Genomic DNA, 24,785 nt, shown 5'->3' with positions numbered 1-24,785 from the left:
AGAGCCTCTGGAAGGCCATTTTCATTACCAGGATTTGGTTATCGGTAGTTCAATGACAAAATCGTTAAATGGTTGATATAAGGAGGAACACGAAGACCGCCCAGCGTATGCACAACTCCTGCGAGTGTTTTTGGGCAGAAAGCTCTCTTCTATACCAAATACAGCAAAGGTTTAGTACCTAAAACCTAATGTCTATAATCTTCAAAAAGACTCCAGAATAAAATTTTCATTAGAATAATTTGTTACGAATTGACACAAATAAGGTGTAGGGTGTACAGCTTGTTCTAAAACTTATATTTCTGCGATTTTCCCTTGGTGTTCTAGTCTGATCTCTTTAATTTGATTATCTATTCCATTTTGGGAAATCCAGAATGGTTACCTATGCACTGTGAATACAAACTTAGAACAAATATTTCCTAAAAGCCTGGGGCCCATCTTCCATTCGTTACCAGGACTTTACATGATCCTTGACCCGAACCTGGTGATTTTGGATGCCACAGACACGTATTTACGCTCTGCCAGGGTCATACGCGAGCAAGTAGTGGGGAAGCACGTACTACAAACTTTCCCAGTTAACCCAAACATGGCTCCTAGCGATTCTTTAAAGGTACTGGAGCAGTCGCTGCGGCATGTGCTGGAGCACAAGGAACAGCACAAAATGCCCATTATCCGCTACGATATTGTAACGGCCCGCTCTGGCAGTAACCTGGAGTTTGAGGAGCGCTACTGGAGCTCCTGCAATAGCCCGGTATTAGACGAAACTGGTGCCATTACCTACATTGTGCACGAAACCCAAGATATTACCGAGCAAATACAGCAAGAGCAGGCGCAGTTGTATCACCAGGAGCACCTCAACATGCTTTCCAGCGCCATAAATGCCGCCAACTGGGAACTCGATATTGAACAGGATACGATTCACTGGGGTGCCAATCTGTACCAAGTTTTCGGATACACTCCTGAAGATTTGGGGCCTGACGCAGAGGATTGGAACTCCTGCGTGCACCCCGAAGACCTCTACGCCGCGCTGGATGGCATGGAGCAAGCCAAAAAGGCAGGCGCTAAAACAGTAACCCTCGAATACCGTTTTAAGAAAGCCGATGGCACCTATGCTCATGTAACCGATAAGTGCTATATTATTTACGACAGGCACGGAAAACCTGTGAAAATGATTGGCTCTATGATCGACATGAGCGCCAGCAAACAGGCAGAACAGAACCTGGCAGAAAGTGAAAAGCGCTTCAGACACCTGCTGGAAGCTCTCCCACACATGGCGTGGACGGCCTTCCCGAATGGGAAAATGGCCTATTTCAACCAGAACTGGCACAATTATACCGGTATGCCTTCGGGCCAGACAGAAGGATGGGCTAAGGTAATACACCCAGAAGATGCCGCCCAAGTTATTACAGCATGGCATCAGGCACTTACATCAGGCTATTACGAACTGGAGTGCCGCATCAAAAACCATATAGACGGCCAATACAGGTGGTTTCTGGAGCGGGCAGAACCGATACACGACGATAAGGGCAATACCAAAATCTGGATAGGCACCTTTACCGACATAGATGAGCATAAGCAGGCGCTAGAGCAAATACAGGAGCGCGATAGACGCCTCGAAAACATACTCAGGCTTTCTCCGGCCAACCTGTGCCTGCTACAGGGGCCAAACCATATTTGCCGCTTTATTACTCCGGGAGTCTATACCATGTATGGCAACAGAAGATACCTGAGCAGACCCGCCCAGGAAATTTGGCCGGAGCTGGAGCAGTACGACTTCCAGATGCTGCTGAATTATGTTTACCATAAAGGCAAAACGGTGCAGGTAGATGGTTACAAACTGTTAACACAACACCCACAGACCGGCACCACCACCGAAGCTTGGTACAACTTTAAATACCAACCTATTTCAGATAGCAACGATGCAGTAGAAGGCGTGCTGATCTCTGCCATAGAAGTAACAGAACTTATTCTGGCAAAACAAAAAATTGCAGATCTGGAGGCTCGGGAACAGCAATAACACCCGCCATACCCCTGCTGCAGACCGGCTCAGAGAAAGTTAATTTCCTGTACAACAAGCTGTCGCCTCTATATTTGCCGCTAAACATCAAATTTACAGATGCTCATAAAACACTTTATGCCGCTATGCGTTTGTTTTAATCATTTACCATACAAATGAAGAATAAGTCTGACTTCCGGCATAGCGTTAACTTTGAGCAGCTTTTTGAGAAATTGCCTATGCTATGTATGGTGCTCTCCCCTGAATTAACCATACTGGCAGCTACCGATCGATTTATAGATGCTATCGGCACAAATAAAGCTTCCATAACTGGTCAGGCTGTTTTTAATGTTTTTCCGGAAGAGGCTGGCATCGGGCAACAAGAGTACAGGCAGCAGTTAGAAAAAGCTTGTCAGCAGGCGCTGCAAAACAAAGAGCAAAGCTTGCTGCCTGTCTTCAGCTATAAGGTAAATCACCCGGATTCCGCCAACTCCGGTGCGCAATGTTGGAAAACCACCATCACCCCCATACCCGACGCAGATAAGGGAATAGCCTCTCTGCTCCTCGAATTAACCGATGTAACAGCAGAGACAAATCAGGTAAAAGTAGCACAGACAGAGCATCTGCACCCGCTGGTTATAAGGCAGCCAGTTGGCGCAGCCGTTTGGGAAGCCGATATCCCAAACAATAAACTTACTTTTAGCGAGTCTTACCGGGAAGTGTTTGGCAAAGCTGGCGACCAATTGGAGCATGAGCTTACTGTATGGGAGCAACACCTACATCCCGACGATGTAGCCCATACGCGCCAGAAAATTACCGCCGCCATAGAAGCCAATAGTATGTTCTGGGCTGGTGAGTACCGTTACCGCAAAGCAAATGGCACGTATGCCAACGTGCTCGACCAAGGCTACATCATCTACAACTACAGCGGCAAGCCTGTTCGCATGGTTGGCACCATGATAGACCTTGGCAGGCAAAAGGCCCACGAAAGTAAACTAAAAGAAAGCAACGAACGCTTTGAGCTTATTGCCAGAGCCACCAACGACGTAATCTGGGATTGGAATCTGGTAGACAATACCATCTGGTGGAACGACGGCTTCAAGAACCTTTTTGGCTACACAGAAGAAGAAATAGAACCTACCGCTATCTCCTGGAAATCAAGGTTACACCCAGAAGATAAAGAGCGGGTACAACAATCCATTCATGCAGTAATTGATAGTGGCAACACCTACTGGAACGATGAGTACCGCTTCAGGTGCGCCTCCGGTCAATACCTAATTATCCGGGATAACGGATATGTGATGCACGATGCAGACGGCCAGCCTGTACGCATGATCGGAGCCATGCTCGATATAACCGAAAAGCGTAAAATAGAGCAGCAGCTACAGGAAAGCATGGAGCACAGCCGCAACATTATGGAGGCACTGCCGCTTATGACCTGGACTGCCACTCCCAGCGGGGCCGTAGATTATTATAACCAGCGCTGGTTCGACTACACAGGCTCCGCCCTTGAGGAAATGAAAGACTGGGGCTGGGAAAAGTTTATTCATCCGGATGATGTGGATGCCGCTAAAAAAAGCTGGTTTCGTGCACTCTCTACCGAAGAGACCTTTACAAACCAGAGTCGCTGGAAGTCGGGCAAAGACGGCACTTATCGCTGGTTTCTGGCCCGTGCTATGCCATTGCGCGATTCTTTGGGCAATATTACCAAATGGGTAGGCTCACATACCGATATCGAAGATAACAAGCAGACTCTGCTGGCACTGGAAGAAACTTCCAAAAAACTAAGGTTTCTGTCTGAGTCTATACCTCAAATTGTGTGGAGCGCCAACTCGGATGGAAATATAGACTTTTTTAACGAAGGCTGGTATAAGTACACCCACATGACCCGGGAAGAGAGTCTGAACCTAGGTTGGAAGCCAGCCCTGCACCCCGACGACCAGCAGCTTACCATTGATACCTGGCTGCATTGTGTAGACACAGGAGAACCGTATAACCTGCACCTTCGCCTGCGAAACATTTACACCGACACTTACCGGTGGTTTCTGGCACGCGCCATGCCTATGCGCGACGAGCAGGACCGTGTTATTAAATGGTTTGGCACCGCCACCGATATACACGATCAAATACAGCTGCAGGAAGAGCTGGAACGGTCTGAGAAGCAGTTCCGATTTCTGGCCGAGTCTATTCCGCAAATTATCTGGACCACCGACCCCACCGGTTTTCACGATTATTTTAACCAACGCTGGACGGAATATACTGGCTTGTCGCTTGAAGAGAGCATAGGCTTTACCTGGAACTCGGTGCTGCACCCCGACGACCGCAAACCTTCTTGGGAAAGATGGCAGCATTCGCTCAGCACCGGCGAGTTTTATGAAATAGAGTATCGCTTTCAGAACACGCACGATGGCACCTACCGCTGGTTTCTGGCGCAGGCCATGCCGATGCACGATGAGCATGGCAATATTGTGAAGTGGTTTGGCACCTGCACCGACATAGAAGATCATAAAAAAGCCGAAGAGGAGCTGCTAGAGAAGAACCTGGAGCTAAAACGGATCAACTACGACCTCGATAGTTTTGTGTACACAGCCTCACACGACTTGAAGCTCCCTATTATTAACATGGCCAGCATTTTTGATGAGCTTACCCGAAACGTAGAGTTTCAGGACCCGGACGCGCAGAAGATGATTAGCATGTTTAATAAATCGTTGCGGCAGATCCATAATACCATTCATGAGCTGTCGGAGGTGGTAAAGGTGCAGAAAAACCACGAGCGCGACCTAGACCAGGTAGACCTGGCGGAACTCACCAACGATGTACTCGACAGTATACAGGAAACAATGCTTAACACCGGCACCCGCTTGTTTACAGATTTTAGCGAAGCACCCCTTATCACCTTTTCGAGAGCGAACTTAAAAAGCATTTTATACAACTTAATTAGTAACGCCATAAAATACCGGGACCACACAAGGGTAGCAGAAATAAGCATGAAAACAACTCATAGAGGCGATTTTGTTGAGTTGCAGGTGCAAGATAATGGCCTTGGCATAGACATGAACAGGCATCAGAACAAACTGTTTCAGATGTTTAAACGTTTCCATAACCATGTAAATGGCTCCGGGCTTGGATTATACATTGTAAACAGGTTACTTACCAACAGTGGAGGCTATATTAACATAGAAAGTAAGCTTAACGAAGGCACCACGTTTTACCTGTATTTTAACCAAAAGAAAGATTTATTATAGTCTATCAGTAAAATAAAACTTATGAAGCCGCTTAAAACTATCCTGCTAATCGACGACGACGACACCACCAACTACCTGAACCACCGCCTCCTTTCGCGGATGGAACTGGCAGATGAGATAAGAGTTGTAACAGACGGTGAAAAAGCGCTTGAGTATCTTACACAAGCCTTTCAGGGAGCAGAAGATTTCCCCTATCCTGACCTGATATTTGTAGATATTAAAATGTCTGTGATGGATGGGTTTGAATTTCTGGACGAGTACCAGAAGTTCGATGAAAAGAAAAAAAACCGGATCGTGATGCTTATGCTCACCTCTTCGGCCAGCTTCTATGACCTGGAGCGGCTAAAGAAGTATCCTGATGTGCGCAAACACTACTCTAAGCCGCTAGCCGAAGCCGATGTGCGGGAGATTATGGCAGAGTATTTTTGATCTCCTTTATTTAATGATATTCCGAAGGCGCCTCTTTACCGGGGCGCCTTTTATCTTTTGCAAAGCCTCTAATACACAGCGGCCTTAACTCTGAGCTTGTTATCCCGTAAAAAGACTACCCGCAAAAGCGGAGATCATGAAAGTTTATATAAAAAAGATAAACAATGGAAAATAACGAGAGAGATACTAACTATAGCAATCGTGGCGACTACAACCAACGCCTGGGCCGCGAATTATACAGAAAAGACCAGGAAAGAAACCAAAACCGAAACACCCCCAGGAGTGCTGGCTATCAGGAATGGGGAGAAGATTCCTACTTTCATACCGGGCCTAGCAAAAGAGGCGCTCAGGACCGCGACCACAACTCCTACAACAATGCCTACACAGGTAGCGACAGACCTTATAAAGAAGGTCAAAACACAAACGATCATTACGGAAGCCGCCAAAGTAGTGCCTATCGCAACGAGCGCTCTTACCTGAACCACGGCGACAGAAATACTAATAGCCAAAACCGCTATACAGGTGGTGGTGCCGGCTCTCAGCCTGGCAATTACAACGAACCCCTTTCCCAAAAAGATAACCTGCACCGCGAAGGGCCTGGCTCCCGCAGCCGCTACAAAGAAGACGATTATCGCTATGGCAGCGGCTCCCACAACTGGTACCGCGAAAACCGGTACACGCCAGATGAGGACCGAGACCAGCACGACGATGGCAGGGGCTTTTTTCAGCGCATGGGCGAAGGCATTCGCGATACCTGGAACGACATAATGCACTCCGACGATCCGGATTATCAGAACAGAAGCCAGGGTTACGATGCCCCTGAAAGAGGAAGTGACCGCGTGCGCATGGGGTCGGAGCCATACCGCGACAGACGCTACGACCGTGGCTATGAAGGAGGCCCCCGCTGGGCCGACGAAACCGACTCTGGCCGCGACGACTATTACAACGACTCCGACAGAAGCCAACGCTACAGAAGATAACTGAAGATTATAAAAGGAAAGAGCCAGTGCACATGCACTGGCTCTTTCCTTCTATGTTGTCGCACAAGTCAAATTCTGCTAATGAAAAAGGCCCTCAGGAGGCATTTCAGAGATTTTAGATGCTAGACCCTTTGATAGTTAAAAATTAGGAGTTAAAAATGGATGTACACTCTGAGATAAACTATTTAACAATTCAGTAATCAACCATTAGCGACCAACAACCAATTCAGATTCTACTAATGAAATAGCCCTTCCGGAGGCAACTTTTATGCAGAACGGCCAAGGCTTGGAACCTCCCCAAAAAAAGGTTTCACAAGATGCTGAAGCGTTCTACCTACCAGAAAAAAGAACTCTTCAACAGAAAAAAAGCATTAAATCTTTAAAAGATCTGGCCTCATAAATCGTGGTGTTTAACACTGAACCTCATTCGCTTATAGGGTACATAAGCTCCAAACTTCTAAACCAACACTTGCGTTGCATTTCTTATTGCTTTATATTTAAACTACTTACAAAACTTAAATAGCGTTTAAGCAGAATTTTAAACAGTTAGCAAGGCCTTGAACCTCCTTACAAAGCATGCGTACAAACTAAGGAAGTTGAAGCTGGAAAGTATATTTTTGAACCTAAAAAAAATCAGGATGCACTACGAGGAAGACGACCACAGAAACCATCAGGAAAGATGGCAGCACGGCTCCAGAAACCGACGGCCCAGGCCTGAAAGCCAGGAACACTTTAACGATTTCGCCAGCCGGTGGAATGAGCCGGTGCCTCCTTTACACAGCTTCCGGACCGAAGAGGATGATGAACGTGCGCGTTTCAGAAACTACGATCGGAATAGCAACATGCAAGGGCAGCACCCACACCACCGCGATCAGTATGAGCAATGGTATCAGAGCAAGTACAGAAATCAGCAGGACTCCGGGCGCGACCGGGAGCACTGGCAACAGCAAGAAGAGTATAACAGACATAACCAGTATGCCAACGACCGCTGGCACCACCAAGACGACTACCTGATGCACGAGGAAGAGCTTCGCAGACGCTACAACAGGCAGTTCAGAGATTGGGAAGAAGACCGCCGCAACAGAAGAAGGCAGTAACCACAGGACCAGATAATTATCTGGTCTTTTTTTATGAGGCTGCTTAACCCATACTGGCAGCTAACCTGCTAAACACAAAGAGTAAGCGCCAATTTAATACCTCCTCCTGAAGCCAATGCCGAAAGATACCACTTCCGGAATGCCCGGGATGAGTGTAATGGAAAGATCGTTTTGAGCAGATAGCTGGTAATTGTATTCGAATTCACCCCCGTACCAGTAGAACTTATATTGCCAGTCGCCTCTTTTTCTAAAGTAGCCATCGTCTATGTAGCCCTCAAGCCGGTTCCAGTCGTGGCGGTATACGAGGGTAGGCCCTATGCCACCGTTTATTTCATGCCTGCCTTTGCGGAAGATCTTGCCCCGGAAGCCAATGTGCGTAAACCCTGCCATAGACGCTGCACAGTCGGCATAAAAGCCCTGCTCCGCCCGCACACTCAGGTCATTGCCTATAACGAAGCGATCGTAGCCAACAATACCACCATAATTTACAGTGGCATAGCCTTTGTCGTCGAGCCTGTTTGGAAAAATTTCGGGATAAGGACTCTCTTTTAGATGTATCGAAAGCCCAAATGCCTTTACAGTAATGGCATTTCTAAATGCAGGAGCCTCCTGCGCCTTAAGCTCAGCAATGGGCAAAACACTCAAAACCAAAAGCCATAAGATAAACCAGATACGACACATATTTCTGCTTTTACTCCCAAGAAGCTATAAAGTTAATATTCCTGCAGGAGTCTTCACTAATCCGGATGCCAACTACCAACTTCGCATGGTAACCTACACGCTCCGAAAGGCCTTTTTCATTAGCTGAACTTAGGTGTTGGTTGTTGATGGCTAATTGTCGGTTGCTGATTGTTGAATGGTTAAATTGTTGATTTGGAGAAGAGCAGGGAATACGTTCGCAGCGTCTTTCAGACCTGCAAATGTCTGGACCAGACAGGTATAAGATAAGGCTGTGATTTAAGAGGTCTTACATCTTGGGCCCTATGTCTTGTGTCGATACAAATGCCTCCGGAAGGCCATTTTGATTAGCAGAATTTACCTTATGCACTTGCTAGTGCCATAGAAGCGGGGTGTGTATCTTTGTACTTCATATGCCAGTAAATCAGGATTTAGAAACTTTACTGCAGCAAGTGCGCAGCTGCCGCCTTTGCGAAGAGCACCTTCCGCTGGGGCCACGGCCGGTGCTCACGGCTTCGACCAGCGCCAGACTGCTTATTGTGGGGCAGGCGCCAGGCACCCGCGTACACGCCAGCGGCATTCCGTGGCACGACCAAAGCGGAAAACGCCTGCGCCAATGGCTTAACCTGAACGAAGAAACATTCTACGACGAAACAAAGGTAGCCATTATCCCGATGGGTTTTTGCTACCCTGGCAAAGGCAAAAGTGGCGACCTTCCGCCACGGCCGGAGTGTTCGCAACACTGGCACCAGCAGTTACTGGCCTTGCTCCCCTCGGTAAAACTCACTTTGCTGGTAGGCAAATACGCACAGGATTATTTTCTGGGGCCCCGCGCCTGTCCTACGCTTACCGAAACAGTAGAACAATGGCACACTTACCTGCCCGAGTTTATGCCCCTGCCCCACCCATCGCCCCGAAACCAGTTTTGGCTGAAACGGAACCCATGGTTTGAGCAAGATGCGATACCGGTGTTGCAAGAGCAAATCAGATTAATATTATAATTCATTTTAATACAAATTTTTCATTGTATTTACCTATATTAAGCCTCCAATTGACTTTACCCCGATGATAAACTACCCATCCAGTAAACTTCCCGATATATCTACTACTATTTTCACTGTTATGTCGGGGTTGGCCACTGAATATCAGGCAATAAACCTTTCGCAGGGCTTTCCGGACTTTAACTGCCCCGAAGAACTTATAGAGCTTGTAACCAAGTATATGCGCGAGGGACATAACCAGTACGCTCCCATGCCAGGTGTGCCACGCCTGCGCCAAAAGGTAAGCCAGAAAACGGAGCGGGTTTATGGCTACCTACCAGATCCGGAACGGGAGGTGACTATAACATCGGGTGCCACAGAAGCCTTGTTTGCCGCCATTGCCGCTATTGTGAAGCCCGGCGATGAGGTGGTGGTGCTGGAGCCTTGTTACGATGCCTATATTCCGGCCATACGACTGGCAGGGGGTATTCCTGTTTTCGTGCCACTGATAGTGCCCGATTTTCATGTAGACTGGAACCTTGTAAAAAAGTGTATCTGCTCCCGCACGCGCGCCATCATTATTAATACCCCCCATAACCCCACAGGAGCCGTTATGACCCGGCAGGATATGGAAACGCTTTCTGCCATTATAGAAACCACCGATATTATTATTATCAGCGATGAGGTGTATGAGCACATGGTGTACGATGAGCAGCTACATAGCAGTGTTTTGCTGCACCCTTCGCTACGGGAGCGAAGCATTGTTATATCGTCTTTCGGCAAAACCTACCACACCACCGGCTGGAAAATAGGGTATGCCATAGCGCCTCCTGCCCTTACCACCGAACTGCGCAAAATGCACCAGTTCCTGACCTTTAGCACGGTTACTCCCATGCAAATGGCTCTTGCTGATTACCTGGATGAAGAAACGCACTACCAGAACCTGCCGGCATTTTACCAGGCCAAACGCGATTTGTTCTGCGAGTTGCTGGAGCCATCGCGGTTTCAGGTGCTGCCGTCGTCTGGCACTTACTTTCAGCTTTTAAAATACGACGCTATTTCTAACGAGCACGACCTGGACTTTGCCAAACGCCTTACTCAGGAAATAGGCGTGGCCTCTATTCCGGTTTCTGTTTTTTACCACGACAAAACCGATAACAGGTTTCTTCGCTTCTGCTTTGCCAAGTCTGAGGATACGCTACGCGAGGCCGCAGAGCGGCTGGTGAAGTTGTAACCATAAAAAAAGCCTCTCCTTCCAGCAGAAAGAGAGGCTTTTGATAAGCTAATGGCGTAAGTATCTATTCGTTTGCCGGCTTGCCGATTGTTGCCAGAATACCACCGTCTACATACAGTATCTGGCCATTTACGAAGTTGCTTGCCTGCGAAGCCAGGAACACAATGGCACCGCCTAATTCATCAGGCTCGCCCCATTTGCCTGCTGGCGTTCGGTTATTTATAAACTCGAAGAATGGGTTACCATCTACACGTATCGGGGCAGTTTGTGAGGTAGCAAAATAGCCTGGCCCCAACCCATTTACCTGTATATTAAACTTAGCCCACTCCGTGGCCATGTTTTTGGTTAGCATTTTAAGACCACCTTTGGCAGCGGCATAAGCCCCCACGTTCTGGCGACCAAGCTCGCTCATCATAGAGCATATATTAATAACCTTGCCCTGGCGACGCTCGATCATGCCTTTGATAACGGCTTGCGTTACAATAAAAGGCGAGGTAAGGTCAACATCAATTACTTCCTTCCACTCTTCCAGCGGCATATCTACCAGCGGAATACGTTTAATGATGCCAGCATTGTTAACCAGTATGTCGATTGGGCCAACCTCCTGCTCTATGGTAGCTACCAGCTCCTGCACCTTTGGCTGGTCGGTTACATTGCAACGGTAACCATATGCTTTTATACCGGCCGCTTTATAAGCCTCTAAGGCCTGATCTATTTTCTCTTGCGAAGAGTTACCGTTTACTACCACCGTAGCACCAGCTTCGCCAAGCGCCATAGCCATGGCCATTCCCAGGCCATGTGTACCGCCTGTGATCCAGGCTACTTTTCCGGTAAGATCAAATTGCTTTAATATCATATTATCAGATTTTAATAGCCTTATCTTAATTCTGTAATTTTGCGGATGTCCATGTCTCCATAATCGAGGTTCTCGCCGGCCATACCCCAAATAAAGGTATAGTTAGAGGTGCCGGACCCAGAATGTACAGACCAAGGCGGAGAAATAACAGCCTGCTCATTCTGCATCCAGATGTGGCGCGTTTCAGTAGGCTCTCCCATAAAATGGCACACCGACTGCTCTGCCGGCACATCAAAATACAGATACACTTCCATACGACGGTCGTGCGAGTGCGCAGGCATGGTATTCCATACACTGCCAGTCTTTAACTCCGTCATGCCCATTTGCAACTGGCATGTTTCAATTACACCCGAAATCAGGAGTTTGGTTATGGTTCTGGCATTTGCTGTTTCGAGGCTACCTAACTCTACCACTTCTGCCTGCTCGCGGGTTACTTTTTTAGATGGATAAGCATGGTGTGCCGGAGCAGAGTTGATATAAAATTTAGCGGGGTTTTGTCCGTCGGCGCTAGAGAAGGTAACGTCTTTTGTGCCTCTGCCTAAATACAAGGCTTCTTTGTGCTGAAGCTCAAAAGTCTCGCCATCGGCTACTACAGTACCGGCACCACCTACGTTAATAATGCCCATTTCTCTTCTTTCCAGAAAAAAGTCGGCTTTTAGCGGGTCAATAGCATCGAGCTTTACGCTTGTGCTTACAGGCATGGTTCCACCAGCAATGTAGCGGTCGTAATGAGTATAAGTCAGCTGAATCTGATCGGCTGCGAAAACGGTTTCGATAAGGAAGTTTTTTCTCAGCGCTTCCGTGTCCATCTGCTTTGTTTCCTGCGGACTTACTGCATAGCGCACGTCGTATTGCATACTCATATTTTATATATTTTTAGAGTGAAGCCTGCACCACCAGATGCAGGACGAAATTTACGGTAGCTGTTTTGTAATAAAAGATAGTAACACATTTCAGTTAATTCAACCAAAGGCTGTTAACTACTTTCTTCTACGTTTACATGCTTCTTATACACTTATAGTTGATATATTGATCAAAATTAAACTTTTCAGACGTCTTTCCCAGTCTATTCATGCCTTTGTGGTATTTCGACTACTCCACTTGACTGCCTTTTTACCAACTCAATAGGCGTGGTAAGGGAAATATAGCTTTGATTGGGCTTCAGTTTTTGCTCCAGCAGCTCCATCATGAGCGAGGCCGCCTGCACCCCCACCTCGTAAGGGAACTGCTCTACCGAAGTAATGGATGGTTCAATAATTTCGGTGCGGGAGTCATTAGAATAGCCTGTTACCTTCAGCGCCTGTGGCACCGCTATTCCCTTCTCTTTGGCAAATTGCACCACAGCTACCGCCGTTGTATCATTGCCGGCAAAAATAGCCTCGGGGTGTTTATCACCAGAAAACAACATTCTGCAGGTCTGCAGCGCATTTTCCTTGTTCAGCTCATGGCAGTAAATCAGGCTTTCATCCAGGGGCACCTTAAACTCGCGGAGCGCGTCTTTGTACCCTTCGTACCGGTCGCTGTAGAGTTTGCAGCTTAAGGGGCCGGTGATATAGGCTACCTGTCGGGCTCCCTGCTCAAGCAGGTGACGCGTGGTCTGGTAGCCTCCCTGGTAATCATCGCCCTGTATTTTGTGGGCCAGATAATCGCGCGGTACCCGGTCGTAGAATACGAGCGGAATGTTGGCACGGTTAAAGATATCGAAATGCGAAAAATCTTCGGTATAGAGCGTAGACGACACAATCAGGCCCTCTACCCGCGAGGCATACATCACGCCGACCAGCTCCTGCTCTATGGCGGGCGAATCGTTCGACTGGCACACCATCAGGTTATAGCCGTACTCATGCAGCTTGTGCTGAATAGCCGTGATAACAGTAGACTGAAAGTACATGGTAATGCGCGGGGCGATGAGGCCTATCATGTTGGACCGGCTGTTGCGGAGGCTGGCCGCCAGGGCGTTGTGGCGGTAATCCAGCTTTTCTACCGCCTCCCGTACGCGTTGCTTGGTTTCCTGGCTAATGTGCGGGTGGTCGTTCAGCGCACGCGACACTGTAGAAACAGACAAGCCAAGGGCCGCTGCCACATCCTTTATTGTGTGCTGAACCTGTTTCTTCATGTATTATTCCTGCAATCGTTTGCAAAGAAAGTAAAACTACCTAACTTTAGTCAAAGTTCAACCTCAAACGGTCAAAATTAAGCACACTCTTAACATAATTATAGCATATGAGAGAAGGGAAAGTTCTCATTTTCGGAGAATTATTATGGCGCCTGGCTTCCGTAAACAAAAGCCTGGAATCTGCAGATAACTTATTACAGATTTATCCGGGTGGAGCTGAGGCCAATGTCGCCGCCTCCCTGGGCCTGTGGGACATCCCCTGCTCCTACTTAACCTGCGTACCCGAAAACGAACTCTCAGCCAAAGCGCTGCAGGAACTTGTGCGCCGGGGCGTTAAAACAGACCTGGTGCAAAAGCAGGGTGACCGTGTAGGACTTTACTTTTTATTATCTGCCAATGGCCTGAGCACCGGCCAGGTAGTATACGACCGTAAGTATTCTTCTTTCAGCCAGCTTACTCCCGGCAGCATCGATTGGGAAAGCATCCTGAAAGACTTTTCCTGGTTCCATTGGAGTGCCATTACGCCGGCTCTCAACGAGAATGTGGCCGCTCTTTGCAAAGAAGCACTGGTAGCTGCTAAAAAGCTGGGCCTAACTACATCTGTAGACCTAAACTACCGCAACCGCCTCTGGACTTACGGCAAAACTCCTCTCGAGGTAATGCCGGAACTGGTGCAGTACTGCGATGTAATAATGGGCAACATCTGGGCCGCTAACGTTATGTTGGGTACCCCAGTGGCAGAAGGCCTGAACCGCGAAACCAGCCAGGAAGAGTACCTGCAGCATGCCGAGCAGTCGGCGAAGGCTATTATGGAAAAATTCCCGGAGTGCAAGCACGTAGCCTTCACCTTCCGTTTTATGGATAACCCGAACCACAACCTCTTCTACGGCACGTACTACAACGGGCAGCAGCAGTACGTATCGCACACTTACGAAACCCAGGAAGTGGTAGACCGGATCGGCAGCGGCGACGCCTTTATGGCCGGCCTCATCTACAGCCTGCACGAGCAACTGGAGGGACAAGACGTGATTGATTTCGCTACAGCCTCTGCTTACCAAAAGCTCTTCGTTCCCGGCGACTTCGGCAACCACTCCTTATCGCATATCAAACAACATATTATTCCAGCTTAAAAAGACACAGGACATAGAACATAAGACACAGGGTTTTTCAAAAGTAAAAAGTCTTACATCTTGTGTCCTATGTCCTGTGTCCATTTAAAAAATTTAAAATGGCAACAGATAAAAACCAGGTATTAGATACCATCAAATCATCTCCGGTTATTCCCGTGTTTTTTAATGCTGACCCTGAGGTTTGTAAGGCCGTGTTGGCCGCTTGCTACGAAGGCGGTATGCGGGTATTTGAGTTTACCAACCGTGGCGAGCAGGCGCTTGCTAACTTTAAAATTTTGGTAGAAACTGCCAAAGCGCAATATCCTGGAATGAAGCTGGGTATCGGCACGATTAAAGACAGCGAAATGGCCACTAAGTTTATAGAGGCAGGTGCCGACTTTATTGTGAGCCCTATCATGAACGCCGACATTGCCAAAACGGTACACGCGCAAGGTCTGCTCTGGATTCCAGGTTGTATGACTCCTACCGAAATAGATCAGGCCGAGAAAGCTGGTGCCAGCCTTGTAAAACTGTTCCCTGGCAACGTGCTGGGCAGTGGCTTCCTGAAAGCGATTAAAGAACTGTTCCCGAACCTGCTCTTTATGCCAACAGGCGGTGTGGCACCAACCAAAGAAAGCCTGAACGAGTGGTTTAGCGCCGGCGTAACCGCCACAGGCCTTGGCTCTAAATTGTTCGAGAAACCAGCAGATGCCGGCGATGGCTACGAGTGGCTTAGCAAACGTGCCGCCGCTATGCTGGAGATGGTGAAGAAATAAGCAGCAATTGATGTAACTGAAGAAGGCCCATCTCATTAGAATAATCTATGAGATGGGCCTTCTGGTTTTTTAGAGATTCATGTTTCTTTACATGTTACCTGATCATCACCTTGCGGGTTATCACATAATTCTCGGTTGAAATGCGGAGCAGGTACATTCCCTTAGCTACTTGGCTGACAGGTATGCTGGTACTTGTATCTTCTGCTTGCTGTTGGAAGACCACAGCGCCATGCATGTTAATTAAGCTGAGGTTACTTTTTCGCAGCAGGGCCGGCAGTTCCACAATTAGTGTATGGTAAGCGGGGTTTGGATAAACCACCACCTGCTTTTCGATATCCGCCTCTATTCCTGTTACAATAGCCATGGTAGTAGAAGCATGTGCTACGGCAGGAACTGCTTCTACATAACCGGCACTATCTGTAGCAATGCTGTAGAAGTGATAGGTCGAATCCTGCTTGCCAGTAAACACAGCCGAGGTGGTTGGCACCTTGTCGAGCCACAGTTTATAAGGCTGATCGTTCACGGCCACATATATGGAATAAGTCGCTACACCTGATCCTTCGTCTGTACCACTCCAACTCACTGTAAACTCGCTGCTGGTCTGCACTGCCGCCAGTTCATTAACCTTACTCACAGGCGGTGTTTTATCAATGGCATTTACCCAAACAGGCGTAGGAATTACTTCATTGTTATCGAAGTAGATGTAGGCCATGTTTTTGATATCAGCGTTGGTCGACAGATCAGCTTTTGGCCTGATCGTGAAGAAGACACCACCATCTCCCTGCGGTGCAGTTTTGTTTGGTGGCAAAAACCCTGCATCCGGATCTTCGGTAGGTCTCAGCGTTCTGGGATCTAGTGAAGTATATAGCCAGGTGAGTATACCTTTTTGTTCATCCAGATTTGCCTCTATTCTTACTATCAGATCGTTCTTAGGCCGCAGGTCTACATCGGCAGTATAGTTTTTACGTCCGGGCGGTATGTTCACCACCACATCGTCGAAGCTGAAGAAGCCTAACTGCAGCGTAGAGATATCCAGGGTATTTGTATCCAGAGTATCGATGATCAGTACCGTTTGGGCTGCTGCCGTAGCCGAAGCTTTGTTTTCAAACCGAATCAGGTAAGGGAAGATCTCATTGCCTGTGATATAGTTTTTCATACCGGCACCTTCTAAACCCAGCTTGTCATTCGGGTCGAAAGAGGCTACGGGTTGTACTGGCTTGTTCTTCTTTGGATATTCAGGAGGCAAGAATGGATCACGACAACTTAAAACTGCGTTCATTCCATTGTTTACATGCCCAGCCGCTGCCATTCCGCTGACAACTTTTCCTACTGTACCAATTAGCCTCCCCCCTGGTATACAACCAGCTGTTGCAAAGGCTACACTGGCAAAAAAACTTCCAGCTTTTGGCTTACCGTTACTATCATGTAACCCACTATCACCTGAGAACCATCCATCAATACCTGTAGTTGCCTTTTTGAACATGGGTCTAATTGCAATATCTAAAAAACTGTAGGCACAACCCACACCTGGAATTAGACCTGCAACAGCTGCAGCTACGTCGGCATAACAATCAATAGTTTTGGGATCAAGTGGACTACGATACATCGGAGGAGATGCCCAAGCTGAAACCACAAAACTCTCATTATTATCTGTTTTTAATTTGAAAGTCAAAGTACCTAGTTCTCCTGGGGCCATATGAGGTATTACCAATGGAATAATCCTTGCTCTTTCTGGCACTCCCATAATTGTGTCAGTTATATAAGAATCCGGAATAGTATCCCATAGGATGGTACTGCTCTCAGGCTTATACAATTCAAAATCAAGCTCATACTCACTATCAGCCGGAATCTGAATCCAGAGCGGTACGCCTGTGGCATCAACATTTCCTTTATTGCCATAAGTAACAGTATATGTCTGCCATTGGCCTCTCCTTATCCTGTCAAAGCCAATTACGTCGGCCCAAGGATGAGCCTTTACACCTTCTAAGATTGAAAACCCGTTGGGTATAGTTAGCTCTGTACCATTGGCCAAAGTAGCTACAATATTATATTCTCCAACTGCCTTACCGCGTAAATCAAAAAGTGCCTGAATTTGCTCACCTCTATTAATTGCCATCATTGAATCTGGAACTATAATATCAGGATGGCCACTGCGAGTAAGTTTAACTTTTGTCCCCTTATCAAAGCTTGCCCCCACAATATTCACAGTCACATCTCCCACGTTACCACCAGCCACAGGTGTAATTTCATCTAAGCGGGGATTCGCCACTGTAAACTCCTTGATTTCGGTATGGCTCCAGACTCCTTTATCGTCGCGCATGCGCAGGTGCAACCGGTGCTTACCAAGGGCCAGCCCCCTCAAATCGATCTGCTCTTCTAAGGTTAAGTGTGATCCCGGCTCAAAGACTAAAGGAATTCCCTTACCAGGCTCAGGGTTGGCGTCATCAAAAAAGTACTCGGCAGCCACAATCGTAGCAAACGATTCTACAGACTTATCAGTAAAGAATGGGCGACCTTCTGCCAAGCTCCAGTTACCTGCATTATCCAAGACTCTGGTATACAGAGTATGGAAACCATGAGCCAGCTCATTTATAGCAATTTCTGCTACAAGGTCCACCTGTTCTGAGGGGGCAACAGCTATTTTTTCACCTTTACCAGCCCCGGGATCTGAGTCTATAAAGTACTCGGCCTTTACAATATAAGTATTGGAAGTACTCTGCCGTTGTTCTAGTAGAAAGGTACGCCCCTCGCTCAGGCTCCAGTTCCCCTGTTGGTCACGGAACCGCACAAACAGCGTATGAAAACCATTTGCCAGTCCTTCTGTAGCTATTTCAGTTACCACATTCACTTGCCCAGCAGCAGTTACAGGCAAGCTTCTTCCTTTTCCTATACCCGGATCAGTATTAAAAAAGTATTCTGCTTTCGTAATAGTTACGCTAGCCGCCGTTTGTCGCTGCTGTTCAACTAAAAAGGTGCGCCCCTCGCTCATGCCCCAGCTGCCTTGTGAATCGCGGAAACGGACAAACAAGGTGTGAAAACCATTCGGTAATTCCTCTGTAGGTATCTCGACTGCTATGCTTACCTCCCCGGCAGCAGTTACTGGCATTTTTTTTCCTTTACCAATTCCAGGATCGGAATTGAAGAAATACTCTGCCCCTACTACAGTTTGACCCCAGGAAGAAAAGTTAACGCACAGAAGAAAAAGCCCTATTATCCATGTAATATGATAAAGCTTCATATCCGTGGCTCCTAGTTCTTAGCTTCTGCTTTGATGATGACGTTAAGCTTGCCATTTGGAGCAACCACACCATTTTGAATTGAAAAGGCACGCACCATAGGAATCGGAGGCTCTCCTGTTTCAGAAAATCCCATACCGCCATAAATACCAATGTCTGTTCCGTCGGTACCAGCGGCTTTGCCCGGTGAAGATGCCTGCAGGTTGTAATTATGCTCGTAGTTAAAGGTGCCTCCTGAGTAAGTAATAAACTTAGGATCAACATTTACTTTGTTATTGCTGCCACTATTGGTACCGTAAGGCATGGCTGTTTCAGTACTGTTAAAGCTGATGTTGTTATTTAAAGTAGAATTATTAGCACCCTGTGGACTTCTGCCATAGAATACGTTATTCTGAATAATAGCATAGTGAACATCAGAGAAGCTCGGTGACTGACTTCCTAAAAATATATTATTGTTGATGACGCAGGCATTCGTGTAATAGAGATAACTGGTAATTATATTGTTCCTGATTAGGAAGTTGTAAACATTAGTTCTATTACTAGACGTTTGGAGACTACTGAATATATTGTTCTCAATAATCCAATTTGTACAAATTCCACCTGTCGTGCCATTGGCCACAATATTGCTTATGTAGCACCTTCTGATGACAATATCCTTCTGCCCATAATTCGAAGTTGAGACACTGCTTAATTTTAAACCTATCAGCGCAGACCCACTTGCAGCTGCATTCTGAACGCCTATAGTTACTGAAGTTAACTCCGAAATAAGAGCTAGCTCCTTCTTAGGTTTGTGTCCAGTACCAATAATTGTTAGTTTCTTATCGAGGGTAATGGCACCATAATTTGTTTCGGAGCCATGTATGTATATAGTGTCACCGGCAGCGGCGGCGGCAATAGCCGCTGGCACCGTTTGATATTGTGCAGAAGCACCGGCCCGATTACTAACCGTAAGTACTTTTGCTTGTAGCTCTGATACTGAAATCATTACAAGCAGGAGAAGTAAAATTTTTTTCATGTAATTTATATTTAAGTTGAAAATTAAAAATGCACCTCATGCACCTTGCCTAGAAAAATAATTGTGCTGGCAGGCTTAAAAAATAACTTTAAAAAGAATTTATTGATCGAAAATTAAAAGTAGAGGTGCTACTTAGATTTAACAATACCCGTTTCTCGGTATTTTTCTACTTGATTATACTTAAAGCATAAAACCACTTCACTGATTTTAGAAAAAGATTCTCAGATCCAAAGCAACCTTATGTCTTAAAGAGACATATACTTCTTGTAGATTTAAACTTTTACTTATGAAGTCTCTGCTCATCCTCTATTCGGTTTTGTTTATTCTTTTATTAACAGGGTGCGGCGGCAAATCTACTGACGATCAGGCAAACACAACGAACCGGAAGGAACTTCCTGCAGATGTAATCAGCATCACTAAACCGCTTATTGGCGGACAGCTTTACGACGAGGCAAGCTTTGAAGGCGCCACCATTACCAGCTTCGAAAGCTCACAGGATTTGCAGGTAATCGATACCTCTGATGTAATTTTCACGAAAGTGCGAGTAAAGAAAGAAGAGAAAGAATATGTAGGCTTTATTCCCAAAGCCATTTTACCAGAATAACCTTAGCCTCGGTTCATCCGGCACGCGCTTTACGCGTGGGTCAATCTAAACATGTTGCCGCTCCTGCTACTTTAAAAATAAACCCACCCTGGCGCTACACCAGAGTGGGTTACTTTAATCTTAGGCACAACTAGAACTACAGCAGTATCTGCTGAATCATTAGCGCTACTTTTTACTATAAATTAATTACTGCGTTGTCGCTGCCCTGGGTTATTTTGCATACGTTGCTGCCGCTCTGCCACCAAAACATCGAACTGCTTTGCCTGGTCTGCCGTCAGAATAGCTCTTATATCTGTCTGGGTCTTTTCCATGATGGCTCTGCGCTTGGTCATTGCTTCTTCGCGGTTGGCACTCTGGCGAAGCGCCTGTTGCTGCTCCAAAGCATTGGATAGAATAGCCTCAATTTTTGTTTCCTGCTCATTGCTCAGGTTCAATTGCTCTTTGTATTGTTTCAGCATCTGGGCACTCCGATCCTGACCCGTGGTTTGCCCCTGACGTTGCCCCTGCGCCCGATCGCGCTGCTGTGCTGTAGCACCAAACGATAGGAAAACACCTAAGCAAAGCATCAGGCCAAGTGTGGTTACTTTTTTCATGATTAATCTATTTTATGAACATTTGCTCTTTGACTGGCTCAGAAAGAAAGGGTTTAAAGCAGCTGCTCGGTTTTTCTTGCAAAACAAAAAAGGCGGTGACTCTGTTTTGCAGAGTCACCGCCTTACTAACAAAAGGTTAGCTAAACGCTATATTAGTTAATTCTGTACCTTAAAGTTTTTATACTACTTTATAACCACCCGCCTGATGGCGCTGAAGTTATCGGTTTCGAGTTTTACGTAGTATAAGCCTTTGGCATACTTGCTCAGGTTAATGGTGGTAGAGAATTGTGCATTTGATCTTGTGAGCACCTCGCGGTGAATTTCATTACCTATTACGTTCATAATACGTAGTTCGGCCTGTGGGGCTTCTGCTTCGGGCAAAGAAACTGTAAAAACCCCTGAGTTAGGGTTTGGGTATATCGAAATTTCATATTCGTCTGGTTTTTCCTGTTCCAGCGCTTGTTCTTTGTCTGACTGTACTACAGGCCCCGACGCAGAGCTACGGGCTTGCGCGTAGGTTATCAGTACAACCAAATTTAGAAGAACACTAAGTATAATTTGTTTCATAGAGAGTTAGGTCGCAATACGTAAAAATATATGTCTATTTGTATTAAAACGCTTTAAATTAAATTTAGTTATTGCATTTTTCTTAACAAAACCACTCTTTTAACATAATTTTTCACAGCAACATTGTACTAATTCCATATTATAGTTTTTTGATCAAAATATTGAAAGATATCTTAATTATAGGAGGTGGTTTGGCCGGGCTGGTCAGCAGCATAGGTTTGGCAAGGCTTGGGTTTTCAGTAGCCCTGGTCGAGAAAAAAGCCTACCCCTTTCACCGTGTCTGTGGCGAATATGTTTCTGACGAAGTGCTCCCTTACCTGGCTTCTATCGGTGCAGATCCTGCCCCGCTGCAGCCTGCCCGCATTAGCCGGTTTCTGGTAAGCGCCCCCTCTGGCAAAATGCTCGAAGCAACATTAGACCTTGGTGGTTGGGGGTTGAGCCGCTTCACACTGGACCATTTTCTGTACCAGGTAGCCCTACAGCAGGGAGTGCAGATATACACGCGCCAGCAGGTAGAAAAGGTGATTTTCCTAAACGATGTATTTACGTTGCAATTAGCAGACCACCGCACGTTGCAGGCACCGGTAGTGCTGGGCTCCTATGGCAAACGCACTACCCTCGACCGCAGCCTGAACAGAACTTTTTTTCATAAGCGCTCCCCCTATATTGGCGTAAAGTACCACGTGCGACTGCCCCTGCCCAAAGACCAGATTGCCTTACACAATTTTAAGGATGGTTATGCCGGCATCTCTGCCGTAGAAGACGACCGCTACTGCCTCTGTTATTTAACCACTCGCCAGAACCTACGCACCCACGGTACTATTCCGGCCATGGAGAAAGCCATATTGCACCAGAACCCGCACCTGCGGCGCATATTTCAGGAAGCCGAGTTTCTATATGAGCAGCCAGAAGTGATAAACGAAATATCATTTGCCACTAAAAGCTGTGTAGAAAACCACATGCTTATGTGCGGCGATGCGGCCGGCATGATAGCTCCTCTCTGCGGCAATGGCATGGCGATGGCCATACACTCAGGAAAGCTGGCTACAGAGCAGGTGCAGGCTTATTTCAGCAACGGGCGCAACCGGGCGCAGCTGGAGCAGGGCTATACCCGCGCCTGGAAAAACCAGTTCGCCACCAGGCTACACCTTGGGCGAGCCGTACAACAGCTCTTTGGCCACCCGGTGCTAACAGAACTGACCATTGCCACTCTGAAGCACCTTCCCTTTGCAGTTCAGTTGCTCATGCGCCAAACTCACGGCCAACCTTTTTGAATATAGATTGTTTGTATAGAATACATCTAATACAGGACTGAATCCGTAGGTAATGTTCATCCTTTATTAGCGTGTTTCCTGCCTTTTACTACTCTCGCCGGATCTATGGTGCAAGAAGGAGGCAACTAACCAGAAACAACTACTGCATGAAAAGCTATATATGTGCTATTGGCACGGCTAACCCGCCAAATGTAATCCCACAAATGCAGGTAGCCGATTTTATGGCCGCAGCGCTTCAATTCGACGAGGCGCAGGCCCGCAAGCTGAAGGCACTGTATCGGGTTTCTGGGATCGGGCAACGCTACAGCGTACTAGAGGATTACACGCGCGCAAACGGTGAATTTACTTTTTACCCCAATACGCCCGATCTGGAGCCTTTCCCAACGGTGCAGCAACGGATGGATGTGTACCGGCAACATGCTGTTACCCTTTCTGAGGCGGCTGTCAGAAATTGCGTGGCCGATGTACCGGCCTTCCAGCTGGCAGACATTACGCACCTGATTACAGTTAGCTGCACGGGCATGTACGCTCCCGGCCTCGATATTGAACTGGTAGAACGACTTTCTCTTTCGCCCAACGTGCAGCGCACAGCCGTGAACTTTATGGGTTGTTACGCAGCTTTTAATGCCCTGAAGTTGGCTGATGCCATTTGCAAGGCCGATGCAAGCGCTAGTGTTATGATGGTTTGCACCGAACTCTGCACCATACACTTTCAGAAAAACGCTGCGCACGACCAGTTGGTGTCTAATGCGCTGTTTGGTGATGGAGCGGCTGCCGTGCTACTGCAAGGCCGCCCCTGCACCGATCTGAGCCTGGAGCTGCAGTCTTTTCATTGCGACCTGGCCCCGGCAGGCAAGCGCGATATGGCCTGGCACATAGGAGACACCGGCTTCGAAATGACTTTGTCTTCGTACGTGCCTGACCTTATAAAAAATGGAATAAGGCAACTAACGGAGCGGCTACTGCTGGGGCTTAAAACAACCATATCGGAAATAAGGCTGTTTGCGATACACCCCGGCGGACGGCGTATTCTGGAAGTGATAGAGCAGGAGCTGGGCATGCCACGCCACCACAACCGCTTTGCCTACCAGGTGCTGCAGGAGTTTGGCAACATGTCGTCGGCCACGGTGCTGTTTGTGCTCAAGTCGCTGATGCAGTCACTTACACAGGAGAACCGCAATGAGCCTGTATTGAGTTTTGCCTTTGGCCCTGGCCTTACACTGGAATCGATGTTACTGAAAGTACATTATGCTTCTTAAAGAAAGAACCAACAAGGCGGAACTGATGGACGACCTGAACCTCTCGGGGGAGGATCTGTGTCAGAACCTGAAAGAGCTGGAGTTAATAAACCATTGGCTTGGGGGCCATAAAGTGGTGCTGCATGCGCTAGATCAGCTGATAGCACGCAAAGATTATACTTCCCGCCCGTTGCGCATTGCAGATATAGGCTGTGGCGGTGGCGACATGTTGCGGGCTATGGCAAAGTGGGCCAGGCGCAAAGGAGTAGCAGCCGTATTTACAGGTATAGACGCTAACGACTTTATGGTGCAGTACGCGCGGCAGCACAGCGCCGCCTATCCCGAAATAAAAGTAGAGCAGCACGATGTATTCTCCGGCAGCTTTAGCCAACAACCTTACGATATTATCGTGTGCAGCCTCTTCTGCCACCATTTTACCGATGCGCAACTAGTAGAGCTTTTTAGCCGCTTACATGCCCAGGCACAGGTGGCTGTTATTGTAAACGACCTGCACCGGCACTGGCTGGCTTACTATTCTATTAAATGGCTCACGGCACTTTTCTCCAAGTCATATTTAGTGAAGAACGATGCGCCCCTATCTGTGTGGCGGGCATTTAAAGGAGAAGAACTGCACCAGCTCCTTCAGCAAGCTGGTGCGTCTAACTACAAGCTTAGCTGGATGTGGGCGTTCAGGTGGCAACTGATTTTAAGAAAAGACGCTATCTAAGCACACCTGTTTGCGTACATGTGTCTTAAATCTTACTT

General features: G+C 47.3%; 21 protein-coding genes. 13 read left to right on the top strand and 8 right to left on the bottom strand.

Annotation, left to right across the window (positions count from 1 at the left end):
* Window positions 1–388: 388 nt before the first annotated feature.
* The 5 genes from ACMA1I_RS00660 (at window position 389) to ACMA1I_RS00640 (ending at window position 7,744) form a co-directional block, all read left to right on the top strand.
* On the top strand, window positions 389–2,014 hold the full coding sequence (locus tag ACMA1I_RS00660; RefSeq protein WP_337066299.1) for a PAS domain-containing protein: 1,626 nt from the start codon (window positions 389–391) through the stop codon (window positions 2,012–2,014).
* A gap of 155 nt (window positions 2,015–2,169) precedes the next feature.
* Window positions 2,170–5,238 carry a PAS domain-containing protein gene (locus tag ACMA1I_RS00655; RefSeq protein WP_337066298.1) on the top strand — a complete coding sequence of 1,023 codons (3,069 nt, stop codon included), beginning with the start codon at window positions 2,170–2,172 and terminating at the stop codon, window positions 5,236–5,238.
* A gap of 21 nt (window positions 5,239–5,259) precedes the next feature.
* Window positions 5,260–5,667 (top strand): response regulator, encoded by a 408-nt coding sequence (locus tag ACMA1I_RS00650; RefSeq protein ID WP_337066297.1) that lies wholly within the window; start codon window positions 5,260–5,262, stop codon window positions 5,665–5,667.
* Between the two features lie 164 nt (window positions 5,668–5,831).
* Window positions 5,832–6,647 (top strand): hypothetical protein, encoded by an 816-nt coding sequence (locus ACMA1I_RS00645; RefSeq protein ID WP_337066296.1) that lies wholly within the window; start codon window positions 5,832–5,834, stop codon window positions 6,645–6,647.
* Window positions 6,648–7,285: 638 nt separating this feature from the next.
* Window positions 7,286–7,744, top strand: a complete 459-nt coding sequence (locus ACMA1I_RS00640) for a hypothetical protein (protein WP_337066295.1) — start codon at window positions 7,286–7,288, stop codon at window positions 7,742–7,744.
* A gap of 93 nt (window positions 7,745–7,837) precedes the next feature.
* On the opposite strand, the gene ACMA1I_RS00635 is transcribed toward ACMA1I_RS00640, so the two are convergent.
* Window positions 7,838–8,389, bottom strand: coding sequence for a hypothetical protein (locus ACMA1I_RS00635; protein ID WP_414703852.1), 552 nt, complete (start codon window positions 8,387–8,389; stop codon window positions 7,838–7,840).
* 446 nt (window positions 8,390–8,835) lie between these two features.
* Between ACMA1I_RS00635 and ACMA1I_RS00630 the strand changes: the two genes are divergently transcribed.
* Both ACMA1I_RS00630 and ACMA1I_RS00625 read left to right on the top strand, forming a co-directional pair.
* On the top strand, window positions 8,836–9,423 hold the full coding sequence (locus ACMA1I_RS00630; protein WP_337066293.1) for a uracil-DNA glycosylase family protein: 588 nt from the start codon (window positions 8,836–8,838) through the stop codon (window positions 9,421–9,423).
* Window positions 9,424–9,487: 64 nt separating this feature from the next.
* A complete protein-coding gene (locus ACMA1I_RS00625; protein ID WP_337066292.1) occupies window positions 9,488–10,636 on the top strand; it encodes a methionine aminotransferase in 1,149 nt (382 codons plus the stop codon).
* 64 nt (window positions 10,637–10,700) lie between these two features.
* Here ACMA1I_RS00625 and ACMA1I_RS00620 read toward each other — a convergent pair whose 3' ends face one another.
* From ACMA1I_RS00620 to ACMA1I_RS00610, 3 genes are all read right to left on the bottom strand, one after another.
* Window positions 10,701–11,492 (bottom strand): gluconate 5-dehydrogenase, encoded by a 792-nt coding sequence (locus ACMA1I_RS00620; RefSeq protein ID WP_414703851.1) that lies wholly within the window; start codon window positions 11,490–11,492, stop codon window positions 10,701–10,703.
* Between the two features lie 20 nt (window positions 11,493–11,512).
* Window positions 11,513–12,355 carry a 5-dehydro-4-deoxy-D-glucuronate isomerase gene (gene kduI, locus ACMA1I_RS00615; RefSeq protein WP_337066291.1) on the bottom strand — a complete coding sequence of 281 codons (843 nt, stop codon included), beginning with the start codon at window positions 12,353–12,355 and terminating at the stop codon, window positions 11,513–11,515.
* A 203-nt stretch (window positions 12,356–12,558) separates the two neighbouring features.
* Window positions 12,559–13,608, bottom strand: coding sequence for a LacI family DNA-binding transcriptional regulator (locus ACMA1I_RS00610; RefSeq protein WP_337066290.1), 1,050 nt, complete (start codon window positions 13,606–13,608; stop codon window positions 12,559–12,561).
* Between the two features lie 107 nt (window positions 13,609–13,715).
* On the opposite strand from ACMA1I_RS00610, the gene ACMA1I_RS00605 reads away from it, so the two are divergent.
* Window positions 13,716–14,738: a sugar kinase gene (locus tag ACMA1I_RS00605; protein WP_337066289.1), complete on the top strand. Its 1,023-nt coding sequence runs from the start codon at window positions 13,716–13,718 to the stop codon at window positions 14,736–14,738.
* 98 nt (window positions 14,739–14,836) lie between these two features.
* Window positions 14,837–15,493, top strand: a complete 657-nt coding sequence (locus tag ACMA1I_RS00600; RefSeq protein WP_337066288.1) for a bifunctional 4-hydroxy-2-oxoglutarate aldolase/2-dehydro-3-deoxy-phosphogluconate aldolase — start codon at window positions 14,837–14,839, stop codon at window positions 15,491–15,493.
* Window positions 15,494–15,587: 94 nt separating this feature from the next.
* Here ACMA1I_RS00600 and ACMA1I_RS00595 read toward each other — a convergent pair whose 3' ends face one another.
* Window positions 15,588–18,599, bottom strand: a complete 3,012-nt coding sequence (locus tag ACMA1I_RS00595) for a T9SS type A sorting domain-containing protein (RefSeq protein ID WP_337066287.1) — start codon at window positions 18,597–18,599, stop codon at window positions 15,588–15,590.
* Window positions 18,600–18,742: 143 nt separating this feature from the next.
* Window positions 18,743–19,744 (bottom strand): hypothetical protein, encoded by a 1,002-nt coding sequence (locus ACMA1I_RS00590; protein WP_337066286.1) that lies wholly within the window; start codon window positions 19,742–19,744, stop codon window positions 18,743–18,745.
* A 286-nt stretch (window positions 19,745–20,030) separates the two neighbouring features.
* Between ACMA1I_RS00590 and ACMA1I_RS00585 the strand changes: the two genes are divergently transcribed.
* On the top strand, window positions 20,031–20,348 hold the full coding sequence (locus ACMA1I_RS00585) for a hypothetical protein (protein WP_337066285.1): 318 nt from the start codon (window positions 20,031–20,033) through the stop codon (window positions 20,346–20,348).
* Between the two features lie 182 nt (window positions 20,349–20,530).
* On the opposite strand, the gene ACMA1I_RS00580 is transcribed toward ACMA1I_RS00585, so the two are convergent.
* Together ACMA1I_RS00580 and ACMA1I_RS00575 are read right to left on the bottom strand one after the other, a co-directional pair.
* Window positions 20,531–20,941 carry a hypothetical protein gene (locus ACMA1I_RS00580; protein ID WP_337066284.1) on the bottom strand — a complete coding sequence of 137 codons (411 nt, stop codon included), beginning with the start codon at window positions 20,939–20,941 and terminating at the stop codon, window positions 20,531–20,533.
* A gap of 183 nt (window positions 20,942–21,124) precedes the next feature.
* Window positions 21,125–21,508, bottom strand: a complete 384-nt coding sequence (locus ACMA1I_RS00575; protein ID WP_337066283.1) for a T9SS type A sorting domain-containing protein — start codon at window positions 21,506–21,508, stop codon at window positions 21,125–21,127.
* 161 nt (window positions 21,509–21,669) lie between these two features.
* Here ACMA1I_RS00575 and ACMA1I_RS00570 point away from each other — a divergent pair, with 161 nt between their 5' ends.
* The 3 genes from ACMA1I_RS00570 (at window position 21,670) to ACMA1I_RS00560 (ending at window position 24,747) form a co-directional block, all read left to right on the top strand.
* Window positions 21,670–22,782, top strand: a complete 1,113-nt coding sequence (locus ACMA1I_RS00570; RefSeq protein WP_337066282.1) for an NAD(P)/FAD-dependent oxidoreductase — start codon at window positions 21,670–21,672, stop codon at window positions 22,780–22,782.
* Window positions 22,783–22,928: 146 nt separating this feature from the next.
* Entirely contained in the window at window positions 22,929–24,041 is a 1,113-nt protein-coding gene (locus tag ACMA1I_RS00565) for a type III polyketide synthase (RefSeq protein ID WP_337066281.1), read from the top strand.
* A complete protein-coding gene (locus ACMA1I_RS00560; protein ID WP_337066280.1) occupies window positions 24,031–24,747 on the top strand; it encodes a methyltransferase domain-containing protein in 717 nt (238 codons plus the stop codon). The genes ACMA1I_RS00565 and ACMA1I_RS00560 overlap by 11 nt, the downstream gene beginning before the upstream one ends.
* Window positions 24,748–24,785: the final 38 nt, after the last annotated feature.

This window comes from Pontibacter sp. 13R65 (assembly GCF_047525655.1).
Classification (GTDB): Bacteria; Bacteroidota; Bacteroidia; order Cytophagales; family Hymenobacteraceae; genus Pontibacter.
This window is presented reverse-complemented; position numbering and strand designations above follow the sequence as displayed.

Coding starts and splice junctions, on each gene's coding strand:
- ACMA1I_RS00650 (WP_337066297.1), top strand. CDS start 5,260: ATGAAGCCGCTTAAAACTATCCTGCTAATCGACGACGACGACACCACC.
- ACMA1I_RS00575 (WP_337066283.1), bottom strand. CDS start 21,508: ATGAAACAAATTATACTTAGTGTTCTTCTAAATTTGGTTGTACTGATA.
- ACMA1I_RS00630 (WP_337066293.1), top strand. CDS start 8,836: ATGCCAGTAAATCAGGATTTAGAAACTTTACTGCAGCAAGTGCGCAGC.
- ACMA1I_RS00580 (WP_337066284.1), bottom strand. CDS start 20,941: ATGAAAAAAGTAACCACACTTGGCCTGATGCTTTGCTTAGGTGTTTTC.
- kduI (WP_337066291.1), bottom strand. CDS start 12,355: ATGAGTATGCAATACGACGTGCGCTATGCAGTAAGTCCGCAGGAAACA.
- ACMA1I_RS00560 (WP_337066280.1), top strand. CDS start 24,031: ATGCTTCTTAAAGAAAGAACCAACAAGGCGGAACTGATGGACGACCTG.
- ACMA1I_RS00565 (WP_337066281.1), top strand. CDS start 22,929: ATGAAAAGCTATATATGTGCTATTGGCACGGCTAACCCGCCAAATGTA.
- ACMA1I_RS00595 (WP_337066287.1), bottom strand. CDS start 18,599: ATGCCAGTAACTGCTGCCGGGGAGGTAAGCATAGCAGTCGAGATACCT.
- ACMA1I_RS00585 (WP_337066285.1), top strand. CDS start 20,031: ATGAAGTCTCTGCTCATCCTCTATTCGGTTTTGTTTATTCTTTTATTA.
- ACMA1I_RS00605 (WP_337066289.1), top strand. CDS start 13,716: ATGAGAGAAGGGAAAGTTCTCATTTTCGGAGAATTATTATGGCGCCTG.
- ACMA1I_RS00620 (WP_414703851.1), bottom strand. CDS start 11,492: ATGATATTAAAGCAATTTGATCTTACCGGAAAAGTAGCCTGGATCACA.
- ACMA1I_RS00600 (WP_337066288.1), top strand. CDS start 14,837: ATGGCAACAGATAAAAACCAGGTATTAGATACCATCAAATCATCTCCG.
- ACMA1I_RS00640 (WP_337066295.1), top strand. CDS start 7,286: ATGCACTACGAGGAAGACGACCACAGAAACCATCAGGAAAGATGGCAG.
- ACMA1I_RS00655 (WP_337066298.1), top strand. CDS start 2,170: ATGAAGAATAAGTCTGACTTCCGGCATAGCGTTAACTTTGAGCAGCTT.
- ACMA1I_RS00645 (WP_337066296.1), top strand. CDS start 5,832: ATGGAAAATAACGAGAGAGATACTAACTATAGCAATCGTGGCGACTAC.
- ACMA1I_RS00625 (WP_337066292.1), top strand. CDS start 9,488: ATGATAAACTACCCATCCAGTAAACTTCCCGATATATCTACTACTATT.
- ACMA1I_RS00590 (WP_337066286.1), bottom strand. CDS start 19,744: ATGAAAAAAATTTTACTTCTCCTGCTTGTAATGATTTCAGTATCAGAG.
- ACMA1I_RS00610 (WP_337066290.1), bottom strand. CDS start 13,608: ATGAAGAAACAGGTTCAGCACACAATAAAGGATGTGGCAGCGGCCCTT.